18 protein-coding genes and 1 pseudogene are annotated in these 22,673 nt (G+C 72.7%); 6 read left to right on the top strand and 13 right to left on the bottom strand.

Annotation, left to right across the window (positions count from 1 at the left end; genetic code table 11):
* Positions 1 to 114: 114 nt before the first annotated feature.
* The 3 genes from ABZ441_RS20110 to ABZ441_RS20100 form a co-directional block, all read right to left on the bottom strand.
* Positions 115 to 2,190 carry a tetratricopeptide repeat protein gene (locus ABZ441_RS20110; RefSeq protein ID WP_358975718.1) on the bottom strand — a complete coding sequence of 692 codons (2,076 nt, stop codon included), beginning with the start codon at positions 2,188 to 2,190 and terminating at the stop codon, positions 115 to 117.
* Positions 2,191 to 2,430: 240 nt separating this feature from the next.
* Positions 2,431 to 3,057, bottom strand: coding sequence for an NUDIX hydrolase (locus tag ABZ441_RS20105; protein WP_358975715.1), 627 nt, complete (start codon positions 3,055 to 3,057; stop codon positions 2,431 to 2,433).
* Positions 3,058 to 3,134: 77 nt separating this feature from the next.
* Positions 3,135 to 4,805: a CTP synthase gene (locus ABZ441_RS20100; RefSeq protein WP_358975712.1), complete on the bottom strand. Its 1,671-nt coding sequence runs from the start codon at positions 4,803 to 4,805 to the stop codon at positions 3,135 to 3,137.
* 439 nt (positions 4,806 to 5,244) lie between these two features.
* On the opposite strand from ABZ441_RS20100, the gene ABZ441_RS20095 reads away from it, so the two are divergent.
* The 3 genes from ABZ441_RS20095 to ABZ441_RS20085 all read left to right on the top strand — a co-directional run bounded on the left by ABZ441_RS20095 (position 5,245) and on the right by ABZ441_RS20085 (position 10,270).
* A complete protein-coding gene (locus tag ABZ441_RS20095) occupies positions 5,245 to 7,047 on the top strand; it encodes a glycoside hydrolase family 15 protein (RefSeq protein WP_358976000.1) in 1,803 nt (600 codons plus the stop codon).
* Positions 7,048 to 7,143: 96 nt separating this feature from the next.
* Positions 7,144 to 8,541 carry an FAD-binding oxidoreductase gene (locus tag ABZ441_RS20090; RefSeq protein ID WP_358975710.1) on the top strand — a complete coding sequence of 466 codons (1,398 nt, stop codon included), beginning with the start codon at positions 7,144 to 7,146 and terminating at the stop codon, positions 8,539 to 8,541.
* Positions 8,542 to 8,641: 100 nt separating this feature from the next.
* Positions 8,642 to 10,270 (top strand): PucR family transcriptional regulator, encoded by a 1,629-nt coding sequence (locus ABZ441_RS20085; RefSeq protein WP_358975707.1) that lies wholly within the window; start codon positions 8,642 to 8,644, stop codon positions 10,268 to 10,270.
* On the opposite strand, the gene ABZ441_RS20080 is transcribed toward ABZ441_RS20085, so the two are convergent.
* The 5 genes from ABZ441_RS20080 to ABZ441_RS20060 all read right to left on the bottom strand — a co-directional run bounded on the left by ABZ441_RS20080 (position 10,258) and on the right by ABZ441_RS20060 (position 15,416).
* Positions 10,258 to 11,355 carry a glycosyltransferase family 4 protein gene (locus ABZ441_RS20080; protein WP_358975705.1) on the bottom strand — a complete coding sequence of 366 codons (1,098 nt, stop codon included), beginning with the start codon at positions 11,353 to 11,355 and terminating at the stop codon, positions 10,258 to 10,260. The two genes, ABZ441_RS20085 and ABZ441_RS20080, sit on opposite strands and share 13 nt — an antisense overlap.
* Before the next feature lie 174 nt (positions 11,356 to 11,529).
* Positions 11,530 to 13,275: a DNA repair protein RecN gene (gene recN / locus ABZ441_RS20075; RefSeq protein ID WP_358975702.1), complete on the bottom strand. Its 1,746-nt coding sequence runs from the start codon at positions 13,273 to 13,275 to the stop codon at positions 11,530 to 11,532.
* A gap of 83 nt (positions 13,276 to 13,358) precedes the next feature.
* Positions 13,359 to 14,282 carry an NAD kinase gene (locus tag ABZ441_RS20070; protein WP_358975699.1) on the bottom strand — a complete coding sequence of 308 codons (924 nt, stop codon included), beginning with the start codon at positions 14,280 to 14,282 and terminating at the stop codon, positions 13,359 to 13,361.
* Positions 14,279 to 15,094, bottom strand: coding sequence for a TlyA family RNA methyltransferase (locus tag ABZ441_RS20065; protein WP_358975696.1), 816 nt, complete (start codon positions 15,092 to 15,094; stop codon positions 14,279 to 14,281). The genes ABZ441_RS20070 and ABZ441_RS20065 overlap by 4 nt, the downstream gene beginning before the upstream one ends.
* 7 nt (positions 15,095 to 15,101) lie before the next feature.
* The gene (locus ABZ441_RS20060) at positions 15,102 to 15,416 is read right to left on the bottom strand and encodes a hypothetical protein (RefSeq protein ID WP_358975693.1); all 315 of its coding nucleotides are present in this window, start codon (positions 15,414 to 15,416) and stop codon (positions 15,102 to 15,104) included.
* A 42-nt stretch (positions 15,417 to 15,458) separates the two neighbouring features.
* On the opposite strand from ABZ441_RS20060, the gene ABZ441_RS20055 reads away from it, so the two are divergent.
* Complete coding sequence (locus ABZ441_RS20055) at positions 15,459 to 15,806, top strand: SCP2 sterol-binding domain-containing protein (RefSeq protein WP_205023023.1); 348 nt, start codon at positions 15,459 to 15,461, stop codon at positions 15,804 to 15,806.
* Here the strand turns inward: ABZ441_RS20055 and ABZ441_RS20050 are convergent.
* The 4 genes from ABZ441_RS20050 to ABZ441_RS20035 all read right to left on the bottom strand — a co-directional run bounded on the left by ABZ441_RS20050 (position 15,790) and on the right by ABZ441_RS20035 (position 19,912).
* Positions 15,790 to 16,623, bottom strand: a complete 834-nt coding sequence (locus tag ABZ441_RS20050; protein WP_358975690.1) for an ABC transporter ATP-binding protein — start codon at positions 16,621 to 16,623, stop codon at positions 15,790 to 15,792. The two genes, ABZ441_RS20055 and ABZ441_RS20050, sit on opposite strands and share 17 nt — an antisense overlap.
* 56 nt (positions 16,624 to 16,679) lie before the next feature.
* Complete coding sequence (locus ABZ441_RS20045) at positions 16,680 to 17,738, bottom strand: iron chelate uptake ABC transporter family permease subunit (protein ID WP_358975688.1); 1,059 nt, start codon at positions 17,736 to 17,738, stop codon at positions 16,680 to 16,682.
* Positions 17,735 to 18,697: an iron chelate uptake ABC transporter family permease subunit gene (locus ABZ441_RS20040; RefSeq protein ID WP_358975998.1), complete on the bottom strand. Its 963-nt coding sequence runs from the start codon at positions 18,695 to 18,697 to the stop codon at positions 17,735 to 17,737. The genes ABZ441_RS20045 and ABZ441_RS20040 overlap by 4 nt, the downstream gene beginning before the upstream one ends.
* 186 nt (positions 18,698 to 18,883) lie before the next feature.
* Positions 18,884 to 19,912, bottom strand: a complete 1,029-nt coding sequence (locus ABZ441_RS20035; RefSeq protein ID WP_358975685.1) for an HAD hydrolase-like protein — start codon at positions 19,910 to 19,912, stop codon at positions 18,884 to 18,886.
* Between the two features lie 72 nt (positions 19,913 to 19,984).
* On the opposite strand from ABZ441_RS20035, the gene ABZ441_RS20030 reads away from it, so the two are divergent.
* A complete protein-coding gene (locus tag ABZ441_RS20030) occupies positions 19,985 to 21,265 on the top strand; it encodes a DUF1015 domain-containing protein (RefSeq protein WP_358975682.1) in 1,281 nt (426 codons plus the stop codon).
* A 77-nt stretch (positions 21,266 to 21,342) separates the two neighbouring features.
* Here ABZ441_RS20030 and ABZ441_RS20025 read toward each other — a convergent pair whose 3' ends face one another.
* Positions 21,343 to 22,125 carry a hypothetical protein gene (locus ABZ441_RS20025; protein WP_358975681.1) on the bottom strand — a complete coding sequence of 261 codons (783 nt, stop codon included), beginning with the start codon at positions 22,123 to 22,125 and terminating at the stop codon, positions 21,343 to 21,345.
* A gap of 30 nt (positions 22,126 to 22,155) precedes the next feature.
* Here ABZ441_RS20025 and ABZ441_RS20020 point away from each other — a divergent pair.
* Positions 22,156 to 22,673 (top strand): annotated as a pseudogene (locus ABZ441_RS20020) (hypothetical protein); the annotation flags it as partial.

Below are 22,673 nucleotides of genomic sequence, written 5' to 3'. Positions count from 1 at the left end.
ACCCGCATGTACCAAGCATAAGGGGAGACACCGCGGGGATGTGCGGCAGAGCCATCATTAATGAAGGACTTCTCGCTGTCCAGCCTTACAAAGCATTAAGTTTTCGTCGAAGCGCTACGGATTTCGCAGGTTCGACTCTTGCTGTTCGGTGGCCTGCGCCTCTTCGCCCAGCAGCCTGTCGGCCGCCGCCCTGTGGAGCCGGGCGGCGGCGGGGTCCCCCAGCCGGTCCAGGGTGTCGGCGAGCCTGAGCTCCAGCGCGGCCTGGAGGCGCAGGTCACCCGCCCTGCGCGCCAGGTCCACCGCCTCGCGGCAGGTGTGCAGGGACTCCTGCGGCCGGCCCGCGTACTCCTGCACCCGCGCCGCCTCGCTCAGCGCACGCGCCTGGGCGGGGACGTCCCCGAGCCTGCGGTGGCCCGCCGCCGCCGCCCGCCAGTTGCGCAGGGCCTCGCCGTAACGCCCGGCGTACGTGTGGACGGCGCCCAGCCGGCCGTACAGCCGCGCCTCGTCGGCCCGCTCCCTCTGGCCGAGCCGCTGTGCGAGCGCGCGGCCGTACCAGTCGGCGGCCCGGCTGAAGTCCCCCAGCTCGGCGTACGCGCCGCCCGCGGACTCCATCGCCCTGCCCGTCGCATAGAGGTCGTTCGCCGCGCGTCCGGCGTCCAGCGCGGCCCGGTAGCGGGCCAGCGCCTCCCGCGTGCGGCCGGTCCTGGCGTCCAGATCGGCGAGGTTGAGCAGGGCGGCGGCCTTCTCCCGGGGCAGATCGCGGCGCTCCGCCACGTCGAGGACCAGCCTGTGCAGTCCGTACAGCACGGGAGCGGCCTCCTCCGTGCCCCGGTGCACGGCGAGGGCACGGACGAGTGCGGCCACCAGCCGACGGGCGAGGGTGTCCAGATCACCGTCGCGCACCGCGACGGCGGCGGAGGCGAGCAGCGCCGGCTCGCGGGCGCGGAGCCACTCGGCGGCGGACTCGGGGCTGGGGAAACGCAGCGAACTCGGCAGCCCGGCGAGCCTGCGGCGGGCCGGTGAGTCCTCGGGGTCGGTCACCGCGCGGCAGGCCTGGAGCCGGCGCACGGTCCGCTCCAGCATCCTGGCCCGGGCCAGCTGGATCTCGGCGGGCCGCTCCCGCTCCTCCAGCAGGGCCCGCACCAGCGGGGCGAGGCAGCCGGGCACCTCGTACTGCGGCAGCTCGGCGCCGTTCGTCCTGAGCAGTCCGAAGCGGACGAAGTCGTCCAGGGTCGTCCGGGCGGCCGAGACCGAGCATCCGGCCAGCGCGGAGGCGGTGTGGGCGTCGGCCAGACCGGCGGGGGCGAGCGCGAGCAGCCGCAGTATCCCGGCGGCGGCCGGTGGGAGCGACTCGTGGACCAACCGGAAGGCACGGGCCAACGGCCTGTCGCCGGAGGGCTGTTCGGGGTCGTCCGACTGCTCGCGCAGCTGCTTGGTGACGTCGGCGACCGAGGTGCCGGGCCGGGCGGCGAGCCAGCCCGCGACCAGGACCAGTGCGGCGGGCTGCCCCCCGCACTCCTCCGTGAGCGACTCGGCGGTCCGCGGATCGACCGTGATCCGGACCTGGCCGATGGTGCGGGCGAGCAGCTCCACGGCGGAGCCCGCGTCGAGCCCGCCGATGGTGCACGGACGGACGCCGGGGATTCCGGTGAGAGGTCCGGTGGCGGTGGCGACGACCAGGCAGTCCGGGTTGTCGGGCAGCAGTGGGTCGACCTGTTCGGCGTCCACCGCGTCGTCGAGCAGGATCAGGGCGCGGCGTACGGCGAACGCCTCGCGGACCATCTCGGACAACTGGTCCTCGTCGGCGCCGGGCGGGGCGGTGACGGAGAGCAGGTCCAGGAGGGTGCGCGCGGTGCGCTCGCCCGGGACGCGGGCGCCTCCGGGTTCCGTGAGCGAGACCCGGAAGACGCCGTCGGGGTAGTCACCGGGTTCCCGGAGGCGCCGGGCGAGTTCGGCGGCGAGTGCGGTACGTCCGGATCCGGGCCGTCCCGCGATCAGGAGGACCCGGGCGCGGGCTGCTTTGCGGCCGGCCAGGGTGTCCAGGCCGGCTCGCTCGATGTCCTCCCTGAGGGCTCTCAACTCGCGCTCGCGGCCGAAGAACTGAGGTGGAGTCACATCCGGCGGTCCCTCGGCTCCCGCCGTCCCCGCCACTCCGGCCGGGCCGTTGGTGTCCACCGCCTGATCGGTCACGGGCCACGCTCCACTTCGCTGCACGCGGTTGCCCGCCGGAAGTCCGGTCGGGGCCTTTCGAGCGTAGTTCAGTGGTGCGGACGATCACGGCTGAGCGCGGCGGAGACATCCCCCGATCGGATCAGCGTTTCGTACGATCGGAGTCCTTACCTACCGGTACCGGCACGTCCCGCGGTGCCGGTACCGACACGTCGAAGCCGGACCGGTGCCGACACGTCGACGCCGGGCCGGCCCGACGGATCAGGCCTCGAACGGGCGGGCCGGCCACGGCGCCTCAGCCGGGCGCAGCGAGTCCACGCCGTCGCCCGCGAGCACCGCGGTGAGCGACAGGACGCCCACGACCAGGCAGTTGTTGTGCAGGTCGCCGGCGAGCACGCCCCGTACGAGCTCCTCCAGGGGGACCCGCGCCTGCTCCATGTCGGCCTCCTCCTCGGCCACGGCGAAGCGCTCGCCCTCGGCCTCGGAGAGGTCCCGGGCGAGGAAGACGCGCACGGCTTCGTCGCAGCCGCCGGGCGTGGTGTAGACGTCGGTCAGCACCCGCCAGTCCTCGGCCTTGACGTGGGCCTCCTCGTAGAGCTCCCGCTGGGCGGCGTGCAGCGGGTTCTCGCCGGGGATGTCGAGCAGTCCCGCCGGGATCTCCCACAGCTTGTGGCGCACCGGGTGCCGGTACTGCCGCAGGACGAGGACACGGCCGTCCGAGTCGAGCGCGAGCACGGCCACCGAACCGGGGTGCACCTGGTAGTCCCGGCCGTGGATGCTGCCGTCGGGCATCACCACGTCGTCGGTGCGGACGCTGGTCTTGTTGCCGGTGAAGGGGGTCACCGACGCGGTGACCTGCCACTCCTCGGGCGTGTCCTGGAAACCCATGTACGTCCTCCCACGAACAAACAGAAACCGGGGCACGCATCCCGTCAAGGATCCGTACCCCGGTCAACCGTATCGCCTTACGCGTCGGCGCCCGTCCCGTGCGCCGCGACCTTGCGCTCCACCGCGGCCTTCACCAGGCCGGCGAAGAGCGGGTGCGGGCGGGTCGGGCGGGAGCGCAGTTCCGGGTGCGCCTGGGTGGCGACCAGGTACGGGTGTGCCTCGCGCGGGTACTCGACGTACTCGACGAGCTTGTTGTCCGGGGAGGTGCCGGAGAAGACGAGTCCTGCCTTCTTCTCCAGCTCCGCGCGGTAGGCGTTGTTGACCTCGTAGCGGTGGCGGTGGCGCTCCTCGACGTACGGTTCGCCGGCGTAGGCCTCGCGGACCAGGGAGCCCTCGGCGAGCTTCGCCGGGTACATGCCGAGCCGCATGGTGCCGCCCAGGTCGCCCGCGCCCTCGACGTACGCGAGCTGCTCCTCCATCGTCGAGATGACGGGGTGGGCCGTGGCGGCGTCGAACTCGGTGGAGTTGGCGTCGGCGATCCCGGCCAGGTTGCGCGCGGCCTCGATCACGATGCACTGCAGGCCGAGGCAGAGGCCGAGCAGCGGCACCTTGTTCTCGCGGGCGTACTGGATGGCGCCGACCTTGCCGACGACACCCCGCTCGCCGAAGCCGCCGGGGATGCAGACGGCGTCGACGTCACCGAGCTGCCTCTGAGCGCCGGCCGGGGTCTTGCAGTCGTCGGAGGCGACCCACTTGACCTTGACACGGGCCTTGTTGGCGAAGCCGCCGGCGCGGATGGCCTCGGTGACCGAGAGGTAGGCGTCGGGCAGGTCGATGTACTTGCCGACCAGGGCGACGGTGACCTCGTGGTCGGGGTTGTGGACCCGGTCCAGCAGGTCGTCCCAGGTGGTCCAGTCGACGTCCCGGAACGGCAGGTCGAGCTTGCGGACGACGTAGGCGTCCAGGCCCTCGGTGTGCAGCACCTTGGGGATGTCGTAGATCGACCGGGCGTCCTTGCAGGCCACCACGGCGGTCTCGTCGACGTCGCACATCAGCGAGATCTTGCGCTTGATGGCGGTCGGGACGTCACGGTCGGCGCGCAGCACGATGGCGTCCGGCTGGATGCCGATGTTACGCAGGGCGGCGACGGAGTGCTGGGTGGGCTTTGTCTTCAGCTCGCCGGAGGGGCCGATGTAGGGCAGCAGCGAGATGTGCACGACGAAGACGTTGTCGCGGCCGACCTCGTGGCGGACCTGGCGCACCGTCTCCAGGAAGGGGAGCGACTCGATGTCGCCGACCGTGCCGCCGACCTCGGTGATGACGACGTCGACGTCGTCGGTCGCCATCCGGCGGATGCGGTGCTTGATCTCGTTGGTGATGTGCGGGATGACCTGGACGGTGTCGCCGAGGTACTCGCCGCGGCGCTCCTTGGCGATCACCGTGTTGTAGACCTGGCCGGTCGTGACGTTGGCCGATCCGTCGAGGTCGACGTCGAGGAAGCGCTCGTAGTGGCCGATGTCCAGGTCGGTCTCGGCGCCGTCGTTCGTGACGAACACCTCACCGTGCTGGAAGGGGTTCATCGTGCCGGGGTCGACGTTCAGATAGGGGTCGAGCTTCTGCATGGTGACCCGCAGGCCACGTGCCTTGAGCAGGGCACCCAGGCTGGAGGCAGTCAGACCCTTGCCGAGGGAGGAGGCGACACCCCCGGTGACGAAGATGTGCTTGGTCGTCGTGGATGTGGGCTGCATAGCCAAAGGGGGCTCCCGTGGTCGCGATCATGAGGTGCGTACCGGCATGCCGTGCGGAGAAATCCAGCAGGCGCCGTCGCTGCGGTTCGGGGGCCTCGTCCACTGTCGGGACGACCACCGGTCCACGGGCTACCAGGGTAACAGCGACCAGGGGAGGCCGCTTCCGGCCATGCCTCCTCCGCTCTCGTCACAAGATCATCACGTCCGTTCCATCTCCCACCCATTCGCGGATGACAGGCTGAGGACAACCGGTGGACAGTCGCGCGGATCTTCCAGGTGCGTCGTATCCTGCTCGGACACTCGCTGCCGAGTTGGCCGGCCCAGCGGCTCCACCCCAGCCCGCTCACCCGCGCAAGAGCTCGTCGGTTCTACTACAACGACCCCTTGACCAGCAGTAAGCGCCCTGCGGGGCGACATGGCCGTTCGACTGGAGACGCACGTGGCCGGGCGCATCGAGGATTACGCACTCATCGGAGACATGCAGACCGCAGCCCTGGTCTGCCGGGACGGCACAGCGGACTGGCTGTGCCTCCCACGCTTCGACTCCCACGCGATTTTCGCCGGACTTCTCGGGACCGAGGAGCACGGTTTCTGGCGGCTGGGACCCGCCCGTCCCGAGGGGGCCGAGCCCCCGTCGGCGGACCGGCGCCGCTACCGCGGCGACTCGCTCGTCCTGGAATCGGAGTGGGACACCCCCCGGGGCACGGTCCGTGTGACCGATTTCATGCCGCCGCGTGACGGCGCCCCCCAGCTCATCCGCATCGTGGAGGGCGTGAGCGGGCGGGTCCCGATGCGCTCCGAACTCCGGATGCGTTTCAGCTACGGGCGGGTCACTCCCTGGGTGCACAAGGTCGACGGCCGTACGGTCGCGGTCGCGGGCCCCGACTCGGTGTGGCTGGACACGGATGCGGAGACGTACGGCCAGAACCTGACGACGTACTCCGACTTCACCGTGTCCCCCGGCGACCGGATCGCGTTCACCATCAGCTGGCAGCCCTCGCACCACGAGCCGCCCGGTGTGCCGGAACCCGAGTCGTCCCTGGAGGCGACCGAGAACTTCTGGCGCGAGTGGGTCGACCAGTGCACGTACCACGGCCCCTACCGGGAGGCCGTCGTCCGCTCGCTGATCACGCTGAAGGCGCTCACCTACGCGCCGACCGGCGGCATCGTGGCGGCACCGACCACCTCCCTGCCGGAGGACATCGGCGGCTCGCGCAACTGGGACTACCGCTACACCTGGCTGAGGGACGCGGCGATCACGCTCTCCTCCCTGCTGCGCACCGGATACCGCGAGGAGGCCCGCGCCTGGCGCGAGTGGCTGCTGCGGGCCGTCGCGGGCGACCCGGAGAACCTGCAGATCATGTACGGCATCGCGGGCGAGCGGGAGCTCGGCGAGGCGGAGCTGGACTGGCTGCCCGGCTACGAGAACTCGAGCCCCGTCCGGGTCGGCAACGGCGCGGCGAACCAGCTCCAGCTCGACGTGTACGGCGAGGTCACCGAGGCGCTGCACCTCGCGCACATGACGGGCCTCACCCGCAACGACTACGCGATGGGCCTCCAGCTCAAGCTGATCGAGTACCTGGAGAAGCACTGGGAGGAGCCGGACGAGGGCATCTGGGAGGTGCGCGGTCCGCGTCGGCACTTCGTGCACTCCAAGGTGATGGCCTGGGTCGCGGTGGACCGCACCATCAAGCTGATCGAGTCGGGCGACGCGGAGGGCCCCCTGGAGCGCTGGCACCAGCTCCGGGACGACATCCACCGTGACGTCTGCGAGCGGGGCTACGACCCGGAGCGCAACACCTTCACCCAGTCCTACGGGTCGAAGGAACTCGACGCGTCCCTGTTGCTGATTCCGCAGATGGGCTTCCTGCCGCCCGACGACAAGCGCGTCATCGGCACGATCGAGGCGATCCAGCGGGAGCTGTCCACGGAGGACGGGTTCGTCCTGCGCTATCCCACCGAGGGCGACGACGCGGGCGTCGACGGCCTGGAGGGTGACGAGGGCGCGTTCCTGGCCTGCTCGTTCTGGCTCGCGGACGACCTGGCGATGATCGGCCGGGTCGACGAGGCCCGTCGGCTCTTCGAGAAGCTGCTGTCCCTCCGCAACGACCTCGGTCTGCTGGCCGAGGAGTGGGACTCCCGGCTCCAGCGCCAGGTGGGGAACTTCCCCCAGGCGTTCAGCCACGTGCCGCTGATCGACACCGCACTGCGGCTGACGGCCAGCGGGGCGTACGCCGGCTGATCCGTGAGGACGTGACAGGACTCTGCGGAGCGGCCGGTGTCCACGGCCGGACCTACGATGGAGGAGTCCTGTCACGCCCTGCGAAGGGGGCACAGCATGACGCCCCGAACATTCCTTCCGGATGCCGCTCTGACCGGCCTCCGCTCCGATTTCGCCGGTGAGGTCCACGCTCCCGGCGACCCGGGCTACGACGAGGCCCGTACCGTCTTCAACGGCATGATCGACCGCAGACCCGCGGTGGTGGCGCAGTGCGCCTCCCGGGCGGACGTCGCGCGGGCGCTCGCCCTCGCCCGTGACCGGGAACTGGAGGTCGCGGTGCGCGGAGGCGGACACAGCGTCGCGGGCATGGCCGTGAGCGAAGGGGGCCTCGTGATCGACCTGCGCCGGATGAACGGGGTGGACGTCGACCGGGACGCCCGCTCGGCCCGCGTCGGCGGCGGAGCCGTGATGAGCGACCTGGACCGGGCGACCCAACCGCATTCCCTGGCCACCACGGGCGGGCGGGTCTCCACCACAGGTGTCGGAGGCTTCACCCTGGGCGGCGGCTCGGGATGGCTGGAGCGCAAGTTCGGGCTGGCCTGCGACAACCTGCTGGCCGCCGACGTGGTGACCGCGGACGGCGGCACCGTGCGCGCGAGCGCGGACGAGAACCCCGAGCTCTTCTGGGCCCTGCACGGCGGCGGCGGCAATTTCGGTGTGGTCACCTCGCTGACACTGCGGCTGCACGACCTGCCGGCGATGAGCATGGTGATGCTGCTCTTCCGCCCGGAGAACGGCCCCGAAGTGGTCGCTACGTACCGCGATGTGATGGAGCGCGCCCCCGACGAGGCGGGCGGCGCCTGCATCTACATCACCGGGCCGCCCGAGGAGTGGGTGCCCGAGGCGCTGGTGGGCCACCTCGTGTGCGCGGCCCTGGTCACCTTCGCCGGTACGGAGGCGGAGGCCCGAGACGTGGCGGCGCCTCTGCTGGCGCTGAGGCACGAGGCGGAGGTCGTCGACACGATTCCCTACGCGGACCTGCAGTGCCTGCTCGACGACCCGCCGGGCATGCGGAACTACTGGTCGGCGGAGTACCTGAGCGGTTTCCCCGACGAGGCGGTGGAAGCCTTCTGCGGGCGGGCCGACACTCTGCCCGTGCCCACGAACACGCAGCACGTGCTGTTCCCCATGGGCGGCGCGGTGGCGCGGGGACCGTCCGACTATCCGCTGCCCTGGCGCACCTCCCCCTGGGCCGTGCACCCCTTCGGTGTCTGGGAGAGCGAGGCGGACGACGAACGGGTCAGGCAGTGGGTCCGCGGGGTGCGCTCCGCGATGATGCCGTGGGCCGAGGGCGCCGTGTACCTCAACTTCATCGGCCGGGAGGGGCAGGAGCGGATCATGGCCGGGTTCGGCGAGGACGCCTACGAGCGACTGTCGCGCGTCAAGGCCCGGTTCGACCCGGACAACGTGTTCCACCTCAATCACAACGTCAAGCCCGCGGTGGCCATGGTGTGACGGGGTCCGGCGGGCCGGGTAGCTTCCTGACCGGGGCCGTTCGCGCCCCACGACGCAACGGGCGCGCGGGCGCACGAGTGGAAGCACGAGGCCGGAGCCGGTGGAGACAGAGGGCGGGATCACCGTGCGGCGGGCGCTGGAGCTGCCGGGGCTGCGCGGCGGGCTCCCTGAGGTGCTGACCTGTGCGGAACGCCTGGACCGGACGGTGCGCTGGGTGCACGCGGGGGAGGCACCGAACCTCCCCGCTCTCCTCAAGGGCGGGGAACTGCTGCTCACGACGGGGCTCGGCCTCGGGTCGCGGCCCGCCGACCAGCGCGCCTTCGTCCGCAGGCTGGCCGACCGCGACATCGCCGCCCTGGTCGTGGAGCTCGGCCCTCGCTTCAGCAGGCTGCCGGCGGCGATCGTGGACGCGGCGCGGGCTGCGGGTCTGCCGCTGGTCCAGTTGCACCGCGAGGTGCCGTTCGTGGCGGTGACCGAGGAGATCCACACCGAGATCGTCAACGGTCACTACGCCCTGCTCCGGCGGGCGGAGGAGGTGCACCGGCGGTGCACGCAGGCGGTGCTGGGCGGCGGCGGGGTGCCGCAGGTCCTGGGGATCCTGGCGGACTTCGCCGCGAACCCGGTGTTCCTGGAGACTCCCGACGGCCGGCTGCTGTTCGCCGCGGGCAGCGGGACCGCGCCGGCCGGCGCCGATCCGCTGCAGGTCTGGGAGGGTCTGCGTGCGGCACGCGCGGCCCGTGAGGCTCCCCCGGCCGACGCCGTCCTGGTGGAGGTTCCGGGAGGCGGGCACGGGACCGGTTCGGTACGGGCCCGGCTCGTCCTGCTCGCGGTGTCGGGCCCGCTGGTGACGGTCCACCGGATGGCGGCCGAGCGTGCGGCGGGCATCCTGGCGGTCGTGCTGATGCAGGCCCGCCAGGAGGAGGAGGTGGCGGCGCGCGGACGCGGTGACTTCCTCACGGATCTCGCCGAAGGCCGGATCGCTCCCGAGGACGCCCCCGCGCAGGCCGGTGTGCTGGGGTTCAGGCCGGGCGGCGATCCGCTGCTGCCGGTGGTGATGCGGCTCGCCCCCGGGTCGGCGCCCTCGCGCAGCTGGGCGCTGCTGGCACGGGCCGTGATGGAGGAGCTCGCGGCGGTGGGTGCCCCGGTGCTCGTGGGGGTAAGGCCGGTGGAGGGCCGCGTTCCGCTGTTGCTGGCACTGCGCCCGGGGACCACGCGCACGGCCCTCGCGGACCGGGTCGCGGAGGCGCTTCGGGCCGGGGCCGGGCGTGCGGGCCTGGAGGGGTCCGGGGACCGTACGCCGGCCGTCGTGGTGGTCGGGGCCGCGGGCGGCTGGACGGCGGCGGGCGCGGGGCTGCGGCACGCCGCGGAGGCGGCGACGGCCGCGCAGGGGCTCGGGGAACGCCCCTGGTACGACGCGCGCCGCCTGGACGTCGACCTCCTGCTGTGGCGGCTGCGGGACCATCCGGATCTGGCGTCCTTCGTGGACCGGGCGATCGGCCCGCTGCTCGAACACGACCGGACCTCGCGCCCCGCGCTGCTGCCGACCCTGGAGGCGTACGTCGCGCACGCGGGCCGCAAGGCGGAGGCGGCGCGCGAACTGCATCTGAACCGGCAGACGCTCTACAACCGGCTGGCGCGCATCGGCGAGCTGCTCGGCACCGATCCGGACGACCCGCAGTCGGTGCTCGCCCTGAGCCTGGCCCTGCGGGCCCGCCGTCACACCCGCTGAGGGCTCACGTCCGGCCGGCCGCCCGGGGGCTGCGCCAACTCGTCGTACACGGACAGCACGTGTGCGATCGTCTCCTCCTCGGTGGGCCAGCTCGCGGCCTGTGCGCGCCCGGAGTCCGCCAGCCGCTCCCGCAGCCCGGGGTCGCCCAGGAGCCGTACGACGGCACCGGCCAGCGCACCGGCGTCCCCGTGCGGAACGAACTCGGCCGCGTCGCCCGCGAGTTCGGGGAGCCCGTCGGCGCGGGCAGCGACCAGCGGGACACCGAGGCGGAGGGCCTCCCGGGCCAGCAGCGGTCCGCCCTCCCCGCAGCCGGACAGTACGGCGATGTCGGCAGCGGCGAGGAGGTCACCGATGTCGTCCGGACCGCCGGCGAGGACGACGGGCAGGCCCTCATCCGCGATCCGGCGCCGCAGGGCACCGGACCGGGGGCCCTCCCCCACGACGGCCAGCAGCGGCACCGGGTCGAGCGTGCCCCACTGACGCGCCGCGTCCAGCAGCGTGTCGTGGCCGTGCTGAGCCACCGACACCAGCAACGGCCTTCCGACGGCTCCCAGTTCGGCGCGCGCCTTGCCGTCGTCGAGTGCGCCGGGGAAGCGCCCCGCGGGAATCGCGGCCGGTGCGAGCCGGGCGTCCCGGGCGCCCCGGCGGCGGGCCCGGTCGACCAGCTCCCAGGAGGTACCCAGCACCACCGCGGCCGCGCGGGCCGCCCTCCGCTCCAGCAGACGCAGGAACCGGCCGCGGGCGCCCTGGGCGTGGGCGCGGGTGTGCCAGGTCACGACCAGCGGAATGCCCCGCCCGCTGAGCGCGATGCCCGCCCGTACGGCGGCGTGCAACCCGTGGGCGTGGACGATGTCGGCCCCGGTGCAGGCGGTACGCAGGGCCGCGACGGCCGCGGGGTCGCTGCGCCGGGGCACCGCGACGAAGCGGGCGCCCGTCGCGGGCAGGCCGTGGGCGCGGCAGGAACCCGCCGGGGCGCAGACGGTGACCTGCACGCCTCTGGCGACCAGACCTGCGGCGAGCGAGCTGACACGAGCGCTGCTTCCGGCTCCGCCGCCCAGGACTTGGACCGTACGCAGCTGTGACACGTTGATTGGCTCCCGGGGCTCCCGAGTCGGCGGTATGTACAGCGCCAAGGATGCCAGTCCGTACGCCTGTTCCGGGACTGACGAAACGTTGTTCCCGTCCTCGCACCGACAGCGGGACGGCCCGCCCCACTCGTACGAGTGAGACGGGCGGCGCGAAACTGACGCCGGCAGCCGCTATCCGTCGGCGCGCGCGGCCTCCAGCAGCTCCTCGGCGTGGGCCCGGGCGGTCTCCGAGTCCTCCTGCCCGGCGAGCATCCGGGAGAGTTCACGCACCCGGTCCTCGCCCTCCAGGACCGTGACGCCGCTCCTGGTCACGGATCCGTCGACGGTCTTCTCGACCAGCAGCTGCCGGTCGGCGAAGGCCGCCACCTGAGGCAGGTGGGTGACCACGACGACCTGCGCGGACCTGGCGAGCTTCGCCAGCCGCCGGCCGACCTCGACGGCCGCCTTGCCGCCGACACCGGCGTCGACCTCGTCGAAGAGGTAGGTCGGCACGGGGTCGGAGCCCGCGAAGACCACTTCGACGGCGAGCATCACCCGGGACAGCTCACCGCCCGAGGCGCCCTTGGCGATCGGCCTGGGCTGGGCACCGGGGTGCGGCGCCAGCAGGAGCTCCACCTCGTCGGCGCCGGACGGCCCGTAGACCACGCTCCGGCCCCCGATGTCGATGCCGGACGCCTCGTCCGGTGCCTCGGTCTGCCCGATGGCGAAGGAGACCCGGGCGTGCGGCATCGCGAGCGACGCCAGCTCCTGGGTGACGGCCGCCGCGAAGCGCGCCGCCGCCTCCGTCCGCGCGTCGGTCAGCTCCTGGCCGAGGACCGAGAGCTCGGCACGCAGCGCGTCGCGTTCCGCCGTCAGTTCGCCGATGCGGTCGTCGTCGCCCTCCAGCTCCGTCAGCCGGGAGGCGCCGTCCCCGGCCCAGGCGAGCACGGCGGTGATGTCCTCGCCGTACTTGCGGGTGAGCGCGGTGAGCGCGGCGCGCCGCTCCTCCACGGCGGCGAGCCGCAGCGGGTCGGCGTCCAGCTGGTCGGCGTACCCGGCGAGCTCCCCGGCGACGTCGGCGAGCAGGATCGAGATCTCACCGATCCGGTCGGCGAGCGCGGCAAGCGCCGGGTCGTGTGCCCGCACGGCGTCCAGGGACCGTCCTGCGGCGGCGACCACCGTGGTGGCGTCCACGCCCTCCTGGTCCTCCGGGTCGCCCGCGAGCGCCGTGTGGGCGAGGGCCGCGGCGGAGGCGAGCGCCTCGGCGTGCCCGAGCCGCTCGGCCTCCGCGGCGAGTTCGGTGTCCTCCCCGGGCAGCGGCTCCACGGCGGCGACCTCGTCGAGCCCGAAGCGCAGCAGATCCGCTTCCTGGGCGCGCTCCCTGGCCCGGGTGGTCAGCTCGTCGAGCTCCGTGACGACCGCGCGCAGCCGCCGGTAGGCCGCCGCGTACTTGGTGTGCGGGCCCTCCACACCGCCGCCGGCGTACCGGTCGAGGGCCTGACGCTGCCGTGCGGGCTTGAGCAGTCCCTGCTGGTCGGTCTGGCCGTGCACGGCGACGAGTTCGTCGGCGAGCTCGGCGAGCACTCCCACGGGCACGGATCTCCCCCCGAGATGCGCGCGGGAGCGCCCCTCGGCCGAGACGGTACGGCTGATGAGCAGCGCCCCGTCCTCGATCTCGCCCCCGGCCTCCTCGGCGCGCACCGCCGCCGCGTCGCCCGGGGACACCGTGATCCGCCCCTCGACGACCGCGGCCTTGGCACCGACCCGCACCAGGGCGGGGTCGGCGCGCCCACCGAGCAGCAGCCCGAGGCTCGTGACGACCATGGTCTTGCCCGCGCCGGTCTCACCCGTCACCGCGGTGAAGCCGGGTGACAGCTCCACCACCGCGTCGTCGATGACTCCGAGCGACCGTATCCGCATCTCCTCCAACACGGACATGACCTTACGAGGTCCGGCGCCCGCCGCGCGACGGACCCCGGTGACCGGTTCACCCGCGCGGGTGTGAGCAGCGGTCCGGGGAATCAGTGCGGAGCGCCCCGCCAGCCCTGTACGGGCAGCGCGAACTTGGCCACCAGACGGTCGGTGAACGACGCCTGGTGCAGCCGTGCCAGCCGTACGGGCACCGCTCCGCGCCGCACCTCCACCCTGGCTCCCGCGGGCAGCTCGACGTTCCGGCGCCCGTCGCACCACAGCACCCCGTGCGGGGTGTGCGGCTGGACCTCCACGGCCAGCACCGAGTCGGGCGAGGTCACCAGTGGCTTCGCGAACAGCGCGTGGGCACTGATCGGCACCATGAGCAGCGCCTCGACCTCCGGCCAGACGACGGGGCCGCCCGCCGAGAAGGCGTACGCGGTCGATCCGGTCGGGGTGGCGCAGACGATCCCGTCGCAGCCGAAGCCGGTCACGGGACGGCCGTCGATCTCCAGGACGACCTCGAGCATCCGCTCGGGCGAGACCTTCTGGACCGCGGCCTCGTTGAGCGCCCAGTCCGTGTGCACGACGTCGCCGTTGCTGTGTACGAGGACGTCGAGCGTCATGCGCTCCTCGACCTGGTAGGCGCGGGTGACGACCCGGTCGACGACCCGGTCCAGGTCGTCGCGCTCCGCCTCCGCGAGGAAGCCCACCCGCCCGAGGTTGACGCCGAGCATCGGTACGCCCGACGCGCGGGAGATCTCGGCGCCGCGCAGCAGCGTCCCGTCCCCGCCGAGCACGATCAGCAGCTCGCATCCGTCCACGGCCGCGGGCGTCGCGTCGGTGACCGTCTCGACGGACGGCGGCAGCGGCAGGTCCTCCGCCTCCGCTGCCAGCACTCGGACGCCCAGGCCGCTCCTCAGCAGGCCCTGGACGACGAGCTCGGCGCTGCGGATCGCGGCCGGGCGGCCGGTGTGCGCGAGCAGGAAGACGGTGCGTTCCGCGTTCCCTGGTTGTGCCGTATGCGTCGTCAACGGGGCCCCTCCGCCACTGCACGGTCGACATCCGCGGGATCCAGCTCAGGTGCGCCGGCCCGCAACCACAGAAAGTACTCGACGTTTCCCGACGGGCCCGGCAGCGGGCTCGCCGTGACACCCTGGACGCCGAGGCCCAGCAGCCCGGCCCGGCGCGCCACCTCCCGTACCGCTTCGGCCCGCAGTTCGGGGCTGCGGACCACACCGCCGCTGCCGAGGCGCTCCTTGCCCACCTCGAACTGCGGCTTGACCATGAGCACCAGGTCGGCGTCGGGGGCGGCGCAGCGCGCGAGGGCGGGCAGCACCAGGCCGAGCGGGATGAACGACAGGTCGCCCACCACCAGGTCCACCTCCCGACCGTCGATCTGCTCCACCGTCAGTTCCCGTACGTTGGTGCGGTCCTTGACGGTGACGCGTTCATCGGACTGCAGGGACCAGGCGAGCTGCCCGTAGCCGACGTCCACGGCCACGACGTGGCCCGCGCCGGCCCGCAGCAGCACGTCGGTGAAGCCACCGGTCGAGGCGCCCGCGTCCAGGGCCCGCCGGCCCTCGATCCTCAGCCCGAGGGGCACGAAGGCGGCGAGGGCGCCCGCGAGTTTGTGCCCGCCGCGCGAGACGTACTCGGGGTCGCTGTCGTCCTTGACGACGACGACGGCGGCGCTGGTCTCGACCTGGGTGGCGGGCTTGGTCGCGGTGTTCCCGCCGACGGTCACCCGCCCGGCCGCGATCAGCTGGCTCGCGTGCTCGCGCGAGCGGGCGAGCTTGCGGCGTACCAGCTCGGCGTCGAGGCGGCGACGTGCCACTCCTGCCACTTCTCGTTCAGCTCCTGTTGTCGTGCGTGGGCGTCGGTGCGGGTGCGGGCCGTGCGTCCAGCGCGGTCAGCTCGTCGCGCAGCCCACGGTGTACATCCTCGTACACCTCGGTGTGGCCGTCGGCGGCGAGGTGGTCCGCGTCGGCCAGCCGCTCCAGCCGCGCGTCCACACCGGCGTGCCCGGTGGGCGTGCGTGCCACGCCGAGGGGTGCGGGCGGGGCGGGGTCGAAGGAGGGCGCGGGAGGTACGGCGGGCGCCGACGCGGCCGCTTCGTCCGCCTCACCCCGCTGTGCCGTGTCCGGCCCCGGCATCCAGTCGCTCATGCGGGAACGCTACCCCGAAGGGCCGGTGTACCGTCGGTGACGATGGCGACCATGGCGGAGTGCCGCAGCGCACTCGACACACTTTCGGACAATCTGGCGGGGGCCGGCGGCGACGTACGCCGTGCCGCCGATCTCGACCGCTCGCTGAGCTGCCACATCAGGGACCTCGACGCGACGTTCACCGGGCGGCTGGCGGACGGCCGCATCAAGGTGCTGGACACGCACGACGGCCCGCCCCGCGAGAAGGCCGAGATCCGGCTCGCGATGACCGGGGACGACCTGGTGGCCATGGTCGGCGGCGAGCTGAACTTCGCGAAGGCCTGGGGGTCGGGCCGGGTACGGCTGGAGGCGGGCTTCCGCGATCTGCTGAAGCTCAGGTCCCTGCTCTGAGCCCGGACAGGCCTCGGACGGAGGCCTGGGCGCGCTTCCTGCGGGCTGCCGGCACCACCAGCGGTGTCCCCGTCTCGGGGTCGTCGATGACCTGGCACGGCATCCCGAAGACCTCTTCCACGAGCTGCGCGGTGACGATGTCGCCGGGCGCGCCCTCGGCGACGACCGTGCCCCCGCGCATGGCGATCAGGTGGGTGGCGTACCGGGCGGCGTGATTGAGGTCGTGCAGGACGGCGACGAGCGTACGCCCCCGCGTCTCGTGCAGTTCGGCGCAGAGGTCGAGTACGTCGATCTGGTGCTGGATGTCGAGATACGTCGTCGGCTCGTCGAGCAGCAGCAGCGGTGTCTCCTGGGCGAGGGCCATGGCGATCCAGACCCGCTGGCGCTGGCCGCCGGACAGCTCGTCGACGTAGCGGTCGGCGAGCTCACCGACACCGGTCGACTCCATGGACTCCTCGACGATCCGCTCGTCCTCCGGCGACCACTGGCGCAGCAGCCCCTGGTGGGGGTAGCGGCCGCGCGACACGAGGTCGGCGACGGTGATGCCGTCCGGGGCGATGGAGGACTGCGGCAGCAGGCCAAGCGCCCTGGCGACCGTCTTGGCGGGCATCCGGTGGATGGACCGCCCGTCCAGCAGGACGTCTCCGGCGTTCGGCTTCAGCATCCGGGAGAGGGCGCGGAGCAGGGTCGACTTGCCGCAGGCGTTGGGGCCGACGACGACCGTGAAGGAGTTGTCGGGTATCTCGACCGAGAGGTTCTCGGCGATGATCCGCTGGTCGTAGCCGAGGGTCACCGAGTCCGCGGTGAGGCGCTGCATGGTCGTACTCCCGGGGTCTGTGGGTGTGGGCTGCGAGGTGTCCGGTGTGCCCTGCTTCATATCCGTCCTGCCCTGCGCTCGGACACGAGCAGCCACAGCAGGTAGCAGCCGCCGAGTACGCCGGTGACGACGCCCACGGGGAGCTGACGGTCCCCGAAGGCGTTCATGGCGGTCCAGTCGGCTACCAGCAGCAGGGCCGCGCCCGTGGCCGCCGCGGCCGCCAGGTTGGGGCCCGAGGCGCGGGTGAGGCGGCGGGCGACCTGCGGGGCACTGAGCGAGACGAAGACGATGGGCCCGGCGGCGGCGGTCGCGACGGCGACGAGCAGCACCGCGCAGCTCAGGAGGACGAGCCGGGTGCGTTCCACCCGTACGCCCAGGGCATGGGCGGCGTCGTCACCCATCTCGATCATGCGCAGTGCCCGCCCCTGGCCGAGGACCAGGGGGATCAGGACGCAGCAGACCGCGAGCAGCGGCCAGACCTGGGCCCAGTCCCGGCCGTCCAGCGAGCCCGTCATCCAGACGACGGCGCGGGTGGCGTCGACGAGGTTGGCCTTGGTGATCAGGTAGTGGGTGGCGGCGGTGAGCATCGCGGCGGCCCCGATGCCGACGAGGACGAGCCGGTAGCCGTGCACCCCGCGTTTCCAGGCCAGCAGATAGACGGCGGCGCCCGTGAGCAGACCGCCGGCGACGGCGCCCGCCGCGACCTCGGTGGGCCCGCCGTGGAAGAGCACGATCACGATGAGGGCGCCGACCGCGGAGCCCTGGCCGAAGCCCAGGACGTCGGGGCTTCCGAGCGGGTTGCGGGAGACGCTCTGGAAGACGGCGCCTCCGACACCGAGAGCGGCGCCGACGAGCAGACCGACCAGGACCCTGGGCAGCCGCAGTTCGGTGACGATGAACTCCTGCTGGAAGGTCCCGCCGCCGAACAGCGTGCTGATCACCTGTCCGGGTGACATGGCGTAGTCGCCGCTCCCGATCAGTACCACGGCGGCGAAGAGCGCCGCCGCGACGAGCAGCGCGATGACGGCGAAAGCCCGCGCGTCCACGCGGAACGAGAGCCCGCCGGCCGTACGCACGGCGTGGATCGTCCTGGTGGTGTCCTGAGCGGCCTTCACAGCTGGGCCATCCTCTTGCGGCGTACGAGATGGATGAAGACGGGCCCGCCCAGCAGCGCGGTGACGATGCCTACCTGCAGCTCGGAGGGGCGTGCGACGACCCTGCCCGCCACGTCGGCGGCAAGCAGCAGAACGGGCGCGAGCACGGCCGCGTAGGGCAGGATCCACCGCATGTCCGGGCCCGTGATGGTGCGGACCAGGTGCGGGATCATCAGCCCGATGAAGACGATCGGCCCGCAGGCCGCGGTCGCCGCCCCGCAGAGCAGGGTGACGGCCACCATCGCGAGGACGCGGGTACGGGTCAGATGCGCGCCGAGCGCCCTGGCCGTGTCGTCGCCCATCTCCAGCGCGTTGAGCGGCCGGGCGATGAGCAGGGACAGCAGCACACCGAGCGCGATGAACGGCCACACCTTGCCGACGGTCTCCGTGTTGGCGGAGGCCAGGGAACCGACGGTCCAAAACCTCAGCCGGTCCAGCGCGGCCGCGTCGAGCAGCTGCACGGCGTTGACGTAGCCGAAGAGCGCCGCGGTGACCGCCGTGCCGGCGAGCGCCAGCCGTACGGGGTTCGCGGACCGGCTGCCGCCGAGCAGATAGACGGCCACGGACACGATCGCGGCGCCGCCGAACGCGAACCAGACGTACCCGGTCAGCGAGGTGACGCCGAGGAAGCTGATGGCCGAGACGACGGCCGCCGCGGCGCCCGCGTTGACGCCCAGCAGGCCGGGCTCGGCGAGCGGGTTGCGGGTCAGCGCCTGCATCACCGCGCCGGCCAGCCCCAGAGCCGCCCCGACGAGCAGTCCCAGGACGGTGCGGGGGACCCGCACATCCCGTACGAGGACGTCACCGCCGCTGCCCGAGTAGTGGAACAGGCCGTGCCACACCTCGGAGAGCGGCAGGGCCTTGGCACCGATCGCGACACTCGCGAGGCACACCAGCACCAGTACGGCCACGGAGACCAGCAGACCCGCGGCCCGTACCGCGTGGCGTCCGGCACGTCGGCCTGTGTCCGGCGCGGCCGGGTGACCGGAATTCGATTCTGGGGGACTCTCTACCAACACCCGGTTAGGTTAGCCTATCCTGCCATTGGATCAAGGCCCTGTATCCCGTGGGACAAGGGCCCCGCCCCCGCCCCGCGGTTTCCCGCTCTACAGGTCGAGTCCGGTCACGGCCTTGTCCGCGTCCAGCTCGCACGAGCCGTCCCCGGCGTGGGTCCACGCCGCCGCGCACAGGGCCCTCAGCCCGTCGATCCCGTCGCCCTCGCCGTCCAGCACGAGTGCGTCCGCGCGCACCTCGGCCGTCCAGCCGCCGCAACGGAACCGGCCGCCCTCGTCGGACACTTCGGGCTGACCGGTGAGCAGCCCCCGCAGGTCCCTGTCCACATAGGTCGGGCGGTGCTCGGGGCCGGCTGCGATCAGCTGCGCCGCGTCGGTCACCCCGGTGAGGACGAGCAGCGAGTCCACTCCGCCGTTGAACGCCCCCTCGATGTCCGTGTCCAGCCGGTCCCCCACCACCAGCGGCCGCTCCGCCCCGGTCCGCAGCACGGTCTCGCGGTGCATCGGCGGCAGCGGCTTGCCCGCGACCTGTGGCTCGGCACCGGTCGCGATCCGCACGACCTCCACCGCCGCACCGTTGCCCGGAGCGATCCCGCGGGCGCCCGGAATCGTCAGGTCCGTGTTGGACGCGAACCACTCGGCCCCGCGCGAGATCGCGTACGCCGCCTCGGCGAACCGGCCCCACGCGAGATCGGGACCGCCGAACCCCTGCGCCACGGCGACCGGATCGTCGTCCGCCGAATCCACCGGCACCAGGCCACGCTCGCGCAGCGCGACCCGCAGCCCTTCGCCGCCGACCACGAGGACCCTGGCCCCGGGCGGCAGCTGATCGGCCATCAGCCGGGCCACCGCCTGCGCCGACGTGATCACATCAGCGGGTTCGGCCGGAACCCCGAGCTCCGTCAGGTGCTCCGCGACCGCGTCCGGCGTCCGCAGCGCGTTGTTCGTCACGTACGCCAGGTGCATGCCGCCCGCGCGTGCGGTGCCCAGCGACTCGACGGCGTGGACGATGGCGTGTCCGCCGGCGTACACCACCCCGTCGAGGTCGAGCAGGGCCGTGTCGTACGCCTCGCTCAGCGCGACGCTGCTCCCGAGCGGCCGGGACCTGTGCTGCTGACTCATATGCCTCTGCTCCTCTTTCCATGCCTCTCCCCCGATCATCGCCCATCACAGGAGCGCACTTACCATGCTCGGATGAACACATCCGGGCCCGCCGCCGGCCAGGGACTGCGGCTGATTCCCTTCCGCGGGCTGCGCTACGTGCCCGAACGGGTCGGCAGCCTGGCGGCGGTGACCTCGCCCCCGTACGACGTCGTCGTCCGGCCCGACGGTCTTCACCACCTGGAGTCCGCGGACCCGCACAACATCGTGCGGCTGATCCTCCCGCAGGCCGGCACGGCCGTCGATCGGCACCGGCAGGCCGCCGACACCCTGAAGCGCTGGCTGGCGGAGGGCGTCCTCGCCCCGGACCCGGTGCCCGCGCTCTACGTGTACGAGCAGCGTGCCGGCGAGGTCCTGCAACGCGGTGTCATCGGGGCCCTCGCGCTCTCCCCCGCGCCGGAGGGTGTCGTACTGCCGCACGAGGACGTCATGGCCGACGTCGTGGAGGACCGTGCCGATCTGATGCGCACCGCTGCCGCCCACCTCGAACCCCTGCTCCTCAGCTATGCGGGTGACGGCGGGCCGAACGGAGCGACGGCCGTGATCGAGCGCGTGGTGAAGCGGCTCCCGCTCCTCACCACGACGACCGAGGACGGTTTCAGCCACCGCCTCTGGGCCCTCACCGATCCTGCGGAGCAGGCGGAGGTCGAGTCCGACCTGTCCCACCGCCAGGCCCTGATCGCCGACGGCCACCACCGCTGGGCCACCTACCTCCGGCTCCAGGAGGAACAGTCCTCCCCCGGCCCCTGGGACTTCGGCCTCGTCCTGCTCGTCGACACCACCCGCTATCCGCTGCGGGTCCGCGCCATCCACCGGCTGCTGCACCGCCTGCCGGTCGCCGACGCCCTCCGTGGCCTCGACGGCCTCTTCCGCATACGCCCCGTCGACGTCCCGTTGCCCCGGGCACTCGACGTCCTCGCGGAGGCCGCCGCGGAGGGCAACGCCTTCCTCCTCGCGGGGGACGGTCGTTTCCACCTGATCGACAGGCCGGACGAGCAACTGCTGGCACGCACGGTCCGCCCCGACCGTCCGGCGGCCTGGCGCGCACTCGACGCGACCGTGCTGCACTCCACGCTCCTCGACGACGTGTGGCGGATCCCCGACGCCCCTGAGCACATCGCCTACATCCACGACACGGCGGCGGCGGTCGGACAGGCGGAACGCCACGACGCCACCGCGGTGCTGATGCATCCGGTACGCGAAGACGTCGTACGGGATCTCGCCAGACAGGGCGTGACGATGCCCCGCAAGTCGACCTCGTTCGGACCGAAACCGGCCACGGGTCTGGTCCTGCGGAGTCTCGGCACCGGCTGAGACGGACGTCCGGGAACGCGAAAGGGGCGGCACCCCCGGAGGTGCCGCCCCTTTCGCGTTGCGTGATTCAGCGGCGATCAGGCCTTGGTGGACCCGTCCACGTCGTCATCCTGTCCGTCGGCGTCCCGCTCGTCCCGGCCGTCGTCGTCCACCTCGTCCACCTCGTCCACCTCGTCCACCTCATCGGCTTCGGCGAGGAACGTCGCGTCGGCGGCGGCCGTCGGGGCGGGCTGCTCGTCGTCGCCGAGCGCGTCGACGAAGTCCACACCGTCGAGTTCGGCCAGCCGGTCCGACGCGTCGGTCGCACCGTCCTTGTCGGCCTCCAGCGCCTTCCCGAACCACTCACGGGCCTCGTCCTCGCGGCCGACCTCCAGGAGTGCGTCGGCGTAGGCGTAACGCAGGCGCGGCGTCCACGAGTGGACAGCGTGGGAAGCGAGCTCAGGACCCTGCAGCGTGACGATGGCGGCGTCGATCTGCCCCATGTCCCTGCGGGCTCCGGCGGCGACCAGGCGCATCTCGACCTGGCCGGCCTTGTCCAGCTTCTGCACCTCGGGCTCGCCGGCCATGGCCATGGCACGCTCGGGACGTCCGAGTCCACGCTCGCAGTCGGCCATGACGGGCCAGAGCTCGACGGACCCGGTCATCCGACGCGACGCCCGGAACTCCGCCAGAGCCTCGGAGTACTTCTGCGTCGCGTACGCCGCGAACCCGGCGGCCTCGCGCACCGCAGCGACGCGCGACGCCAGGCGCAGGGCGATACGGGAGTACGCGTACGCCTGATCAGGGTCCTCGTCGATCAGACGGGCGACCATGACGAGGTTCCTCGCGACGTCCTCGGCAAGGGTCTTCGGCAGGCTCATCAGCTCCTGACGGACATCCTTGTCGATCTCGTGCCCCGTGACATCGTCCGGGATCGGAAGCCGCTTGATCGGCTCACGGTCCCGGTCGTCGCGGCCCTGGTAGCCACCACGGTCGTCACGGCCGCGGAATCCGCCCCGGTCGTCGCGCCGGTCGTTGTCACGACGCGGCGCACGGTCGCGGTCGCCACCACGGCTGTCGTCGCGTCGGAAGCCACCGCCGCTGGGACGGTCGTCGTCGCGACGCGGGCCACGCGGCCGGTCGTCGCGACGCTCGAAACCGCCACCGCTGGGACGGCCGCCACGGTCGTCACGCTGCTGGCCACCGCGGTATCCACCACGGTCGTCGTCCCGGCGCGGGGCGCGGTCGTCACGACGCTCGAAACCGCCACCGCTGGGCCGACCACCACGGTTGTCGTCACGACGGAAACCACCGCCGGAACCACCACCACGGCTGTCGTCACGACGGAAACCACCGCCGGAACCACCACCACGGCTGTCGTCACGACGGAAACCACCGCCGGAACCACCACCACGGCTGTCGTCACGAC

It is taken from the genome of Streptomyces sp. NPDC005752, assembly GCF_040630715.1.
Lineage (GTDB): Bacteria > Actinomycetota > Actinomycetes > Streptomycetales > Streptomycetaceae > Streptomyces.
This window is presented reverse-complemented; position numbering and strand designations above follow the sequence as displayed.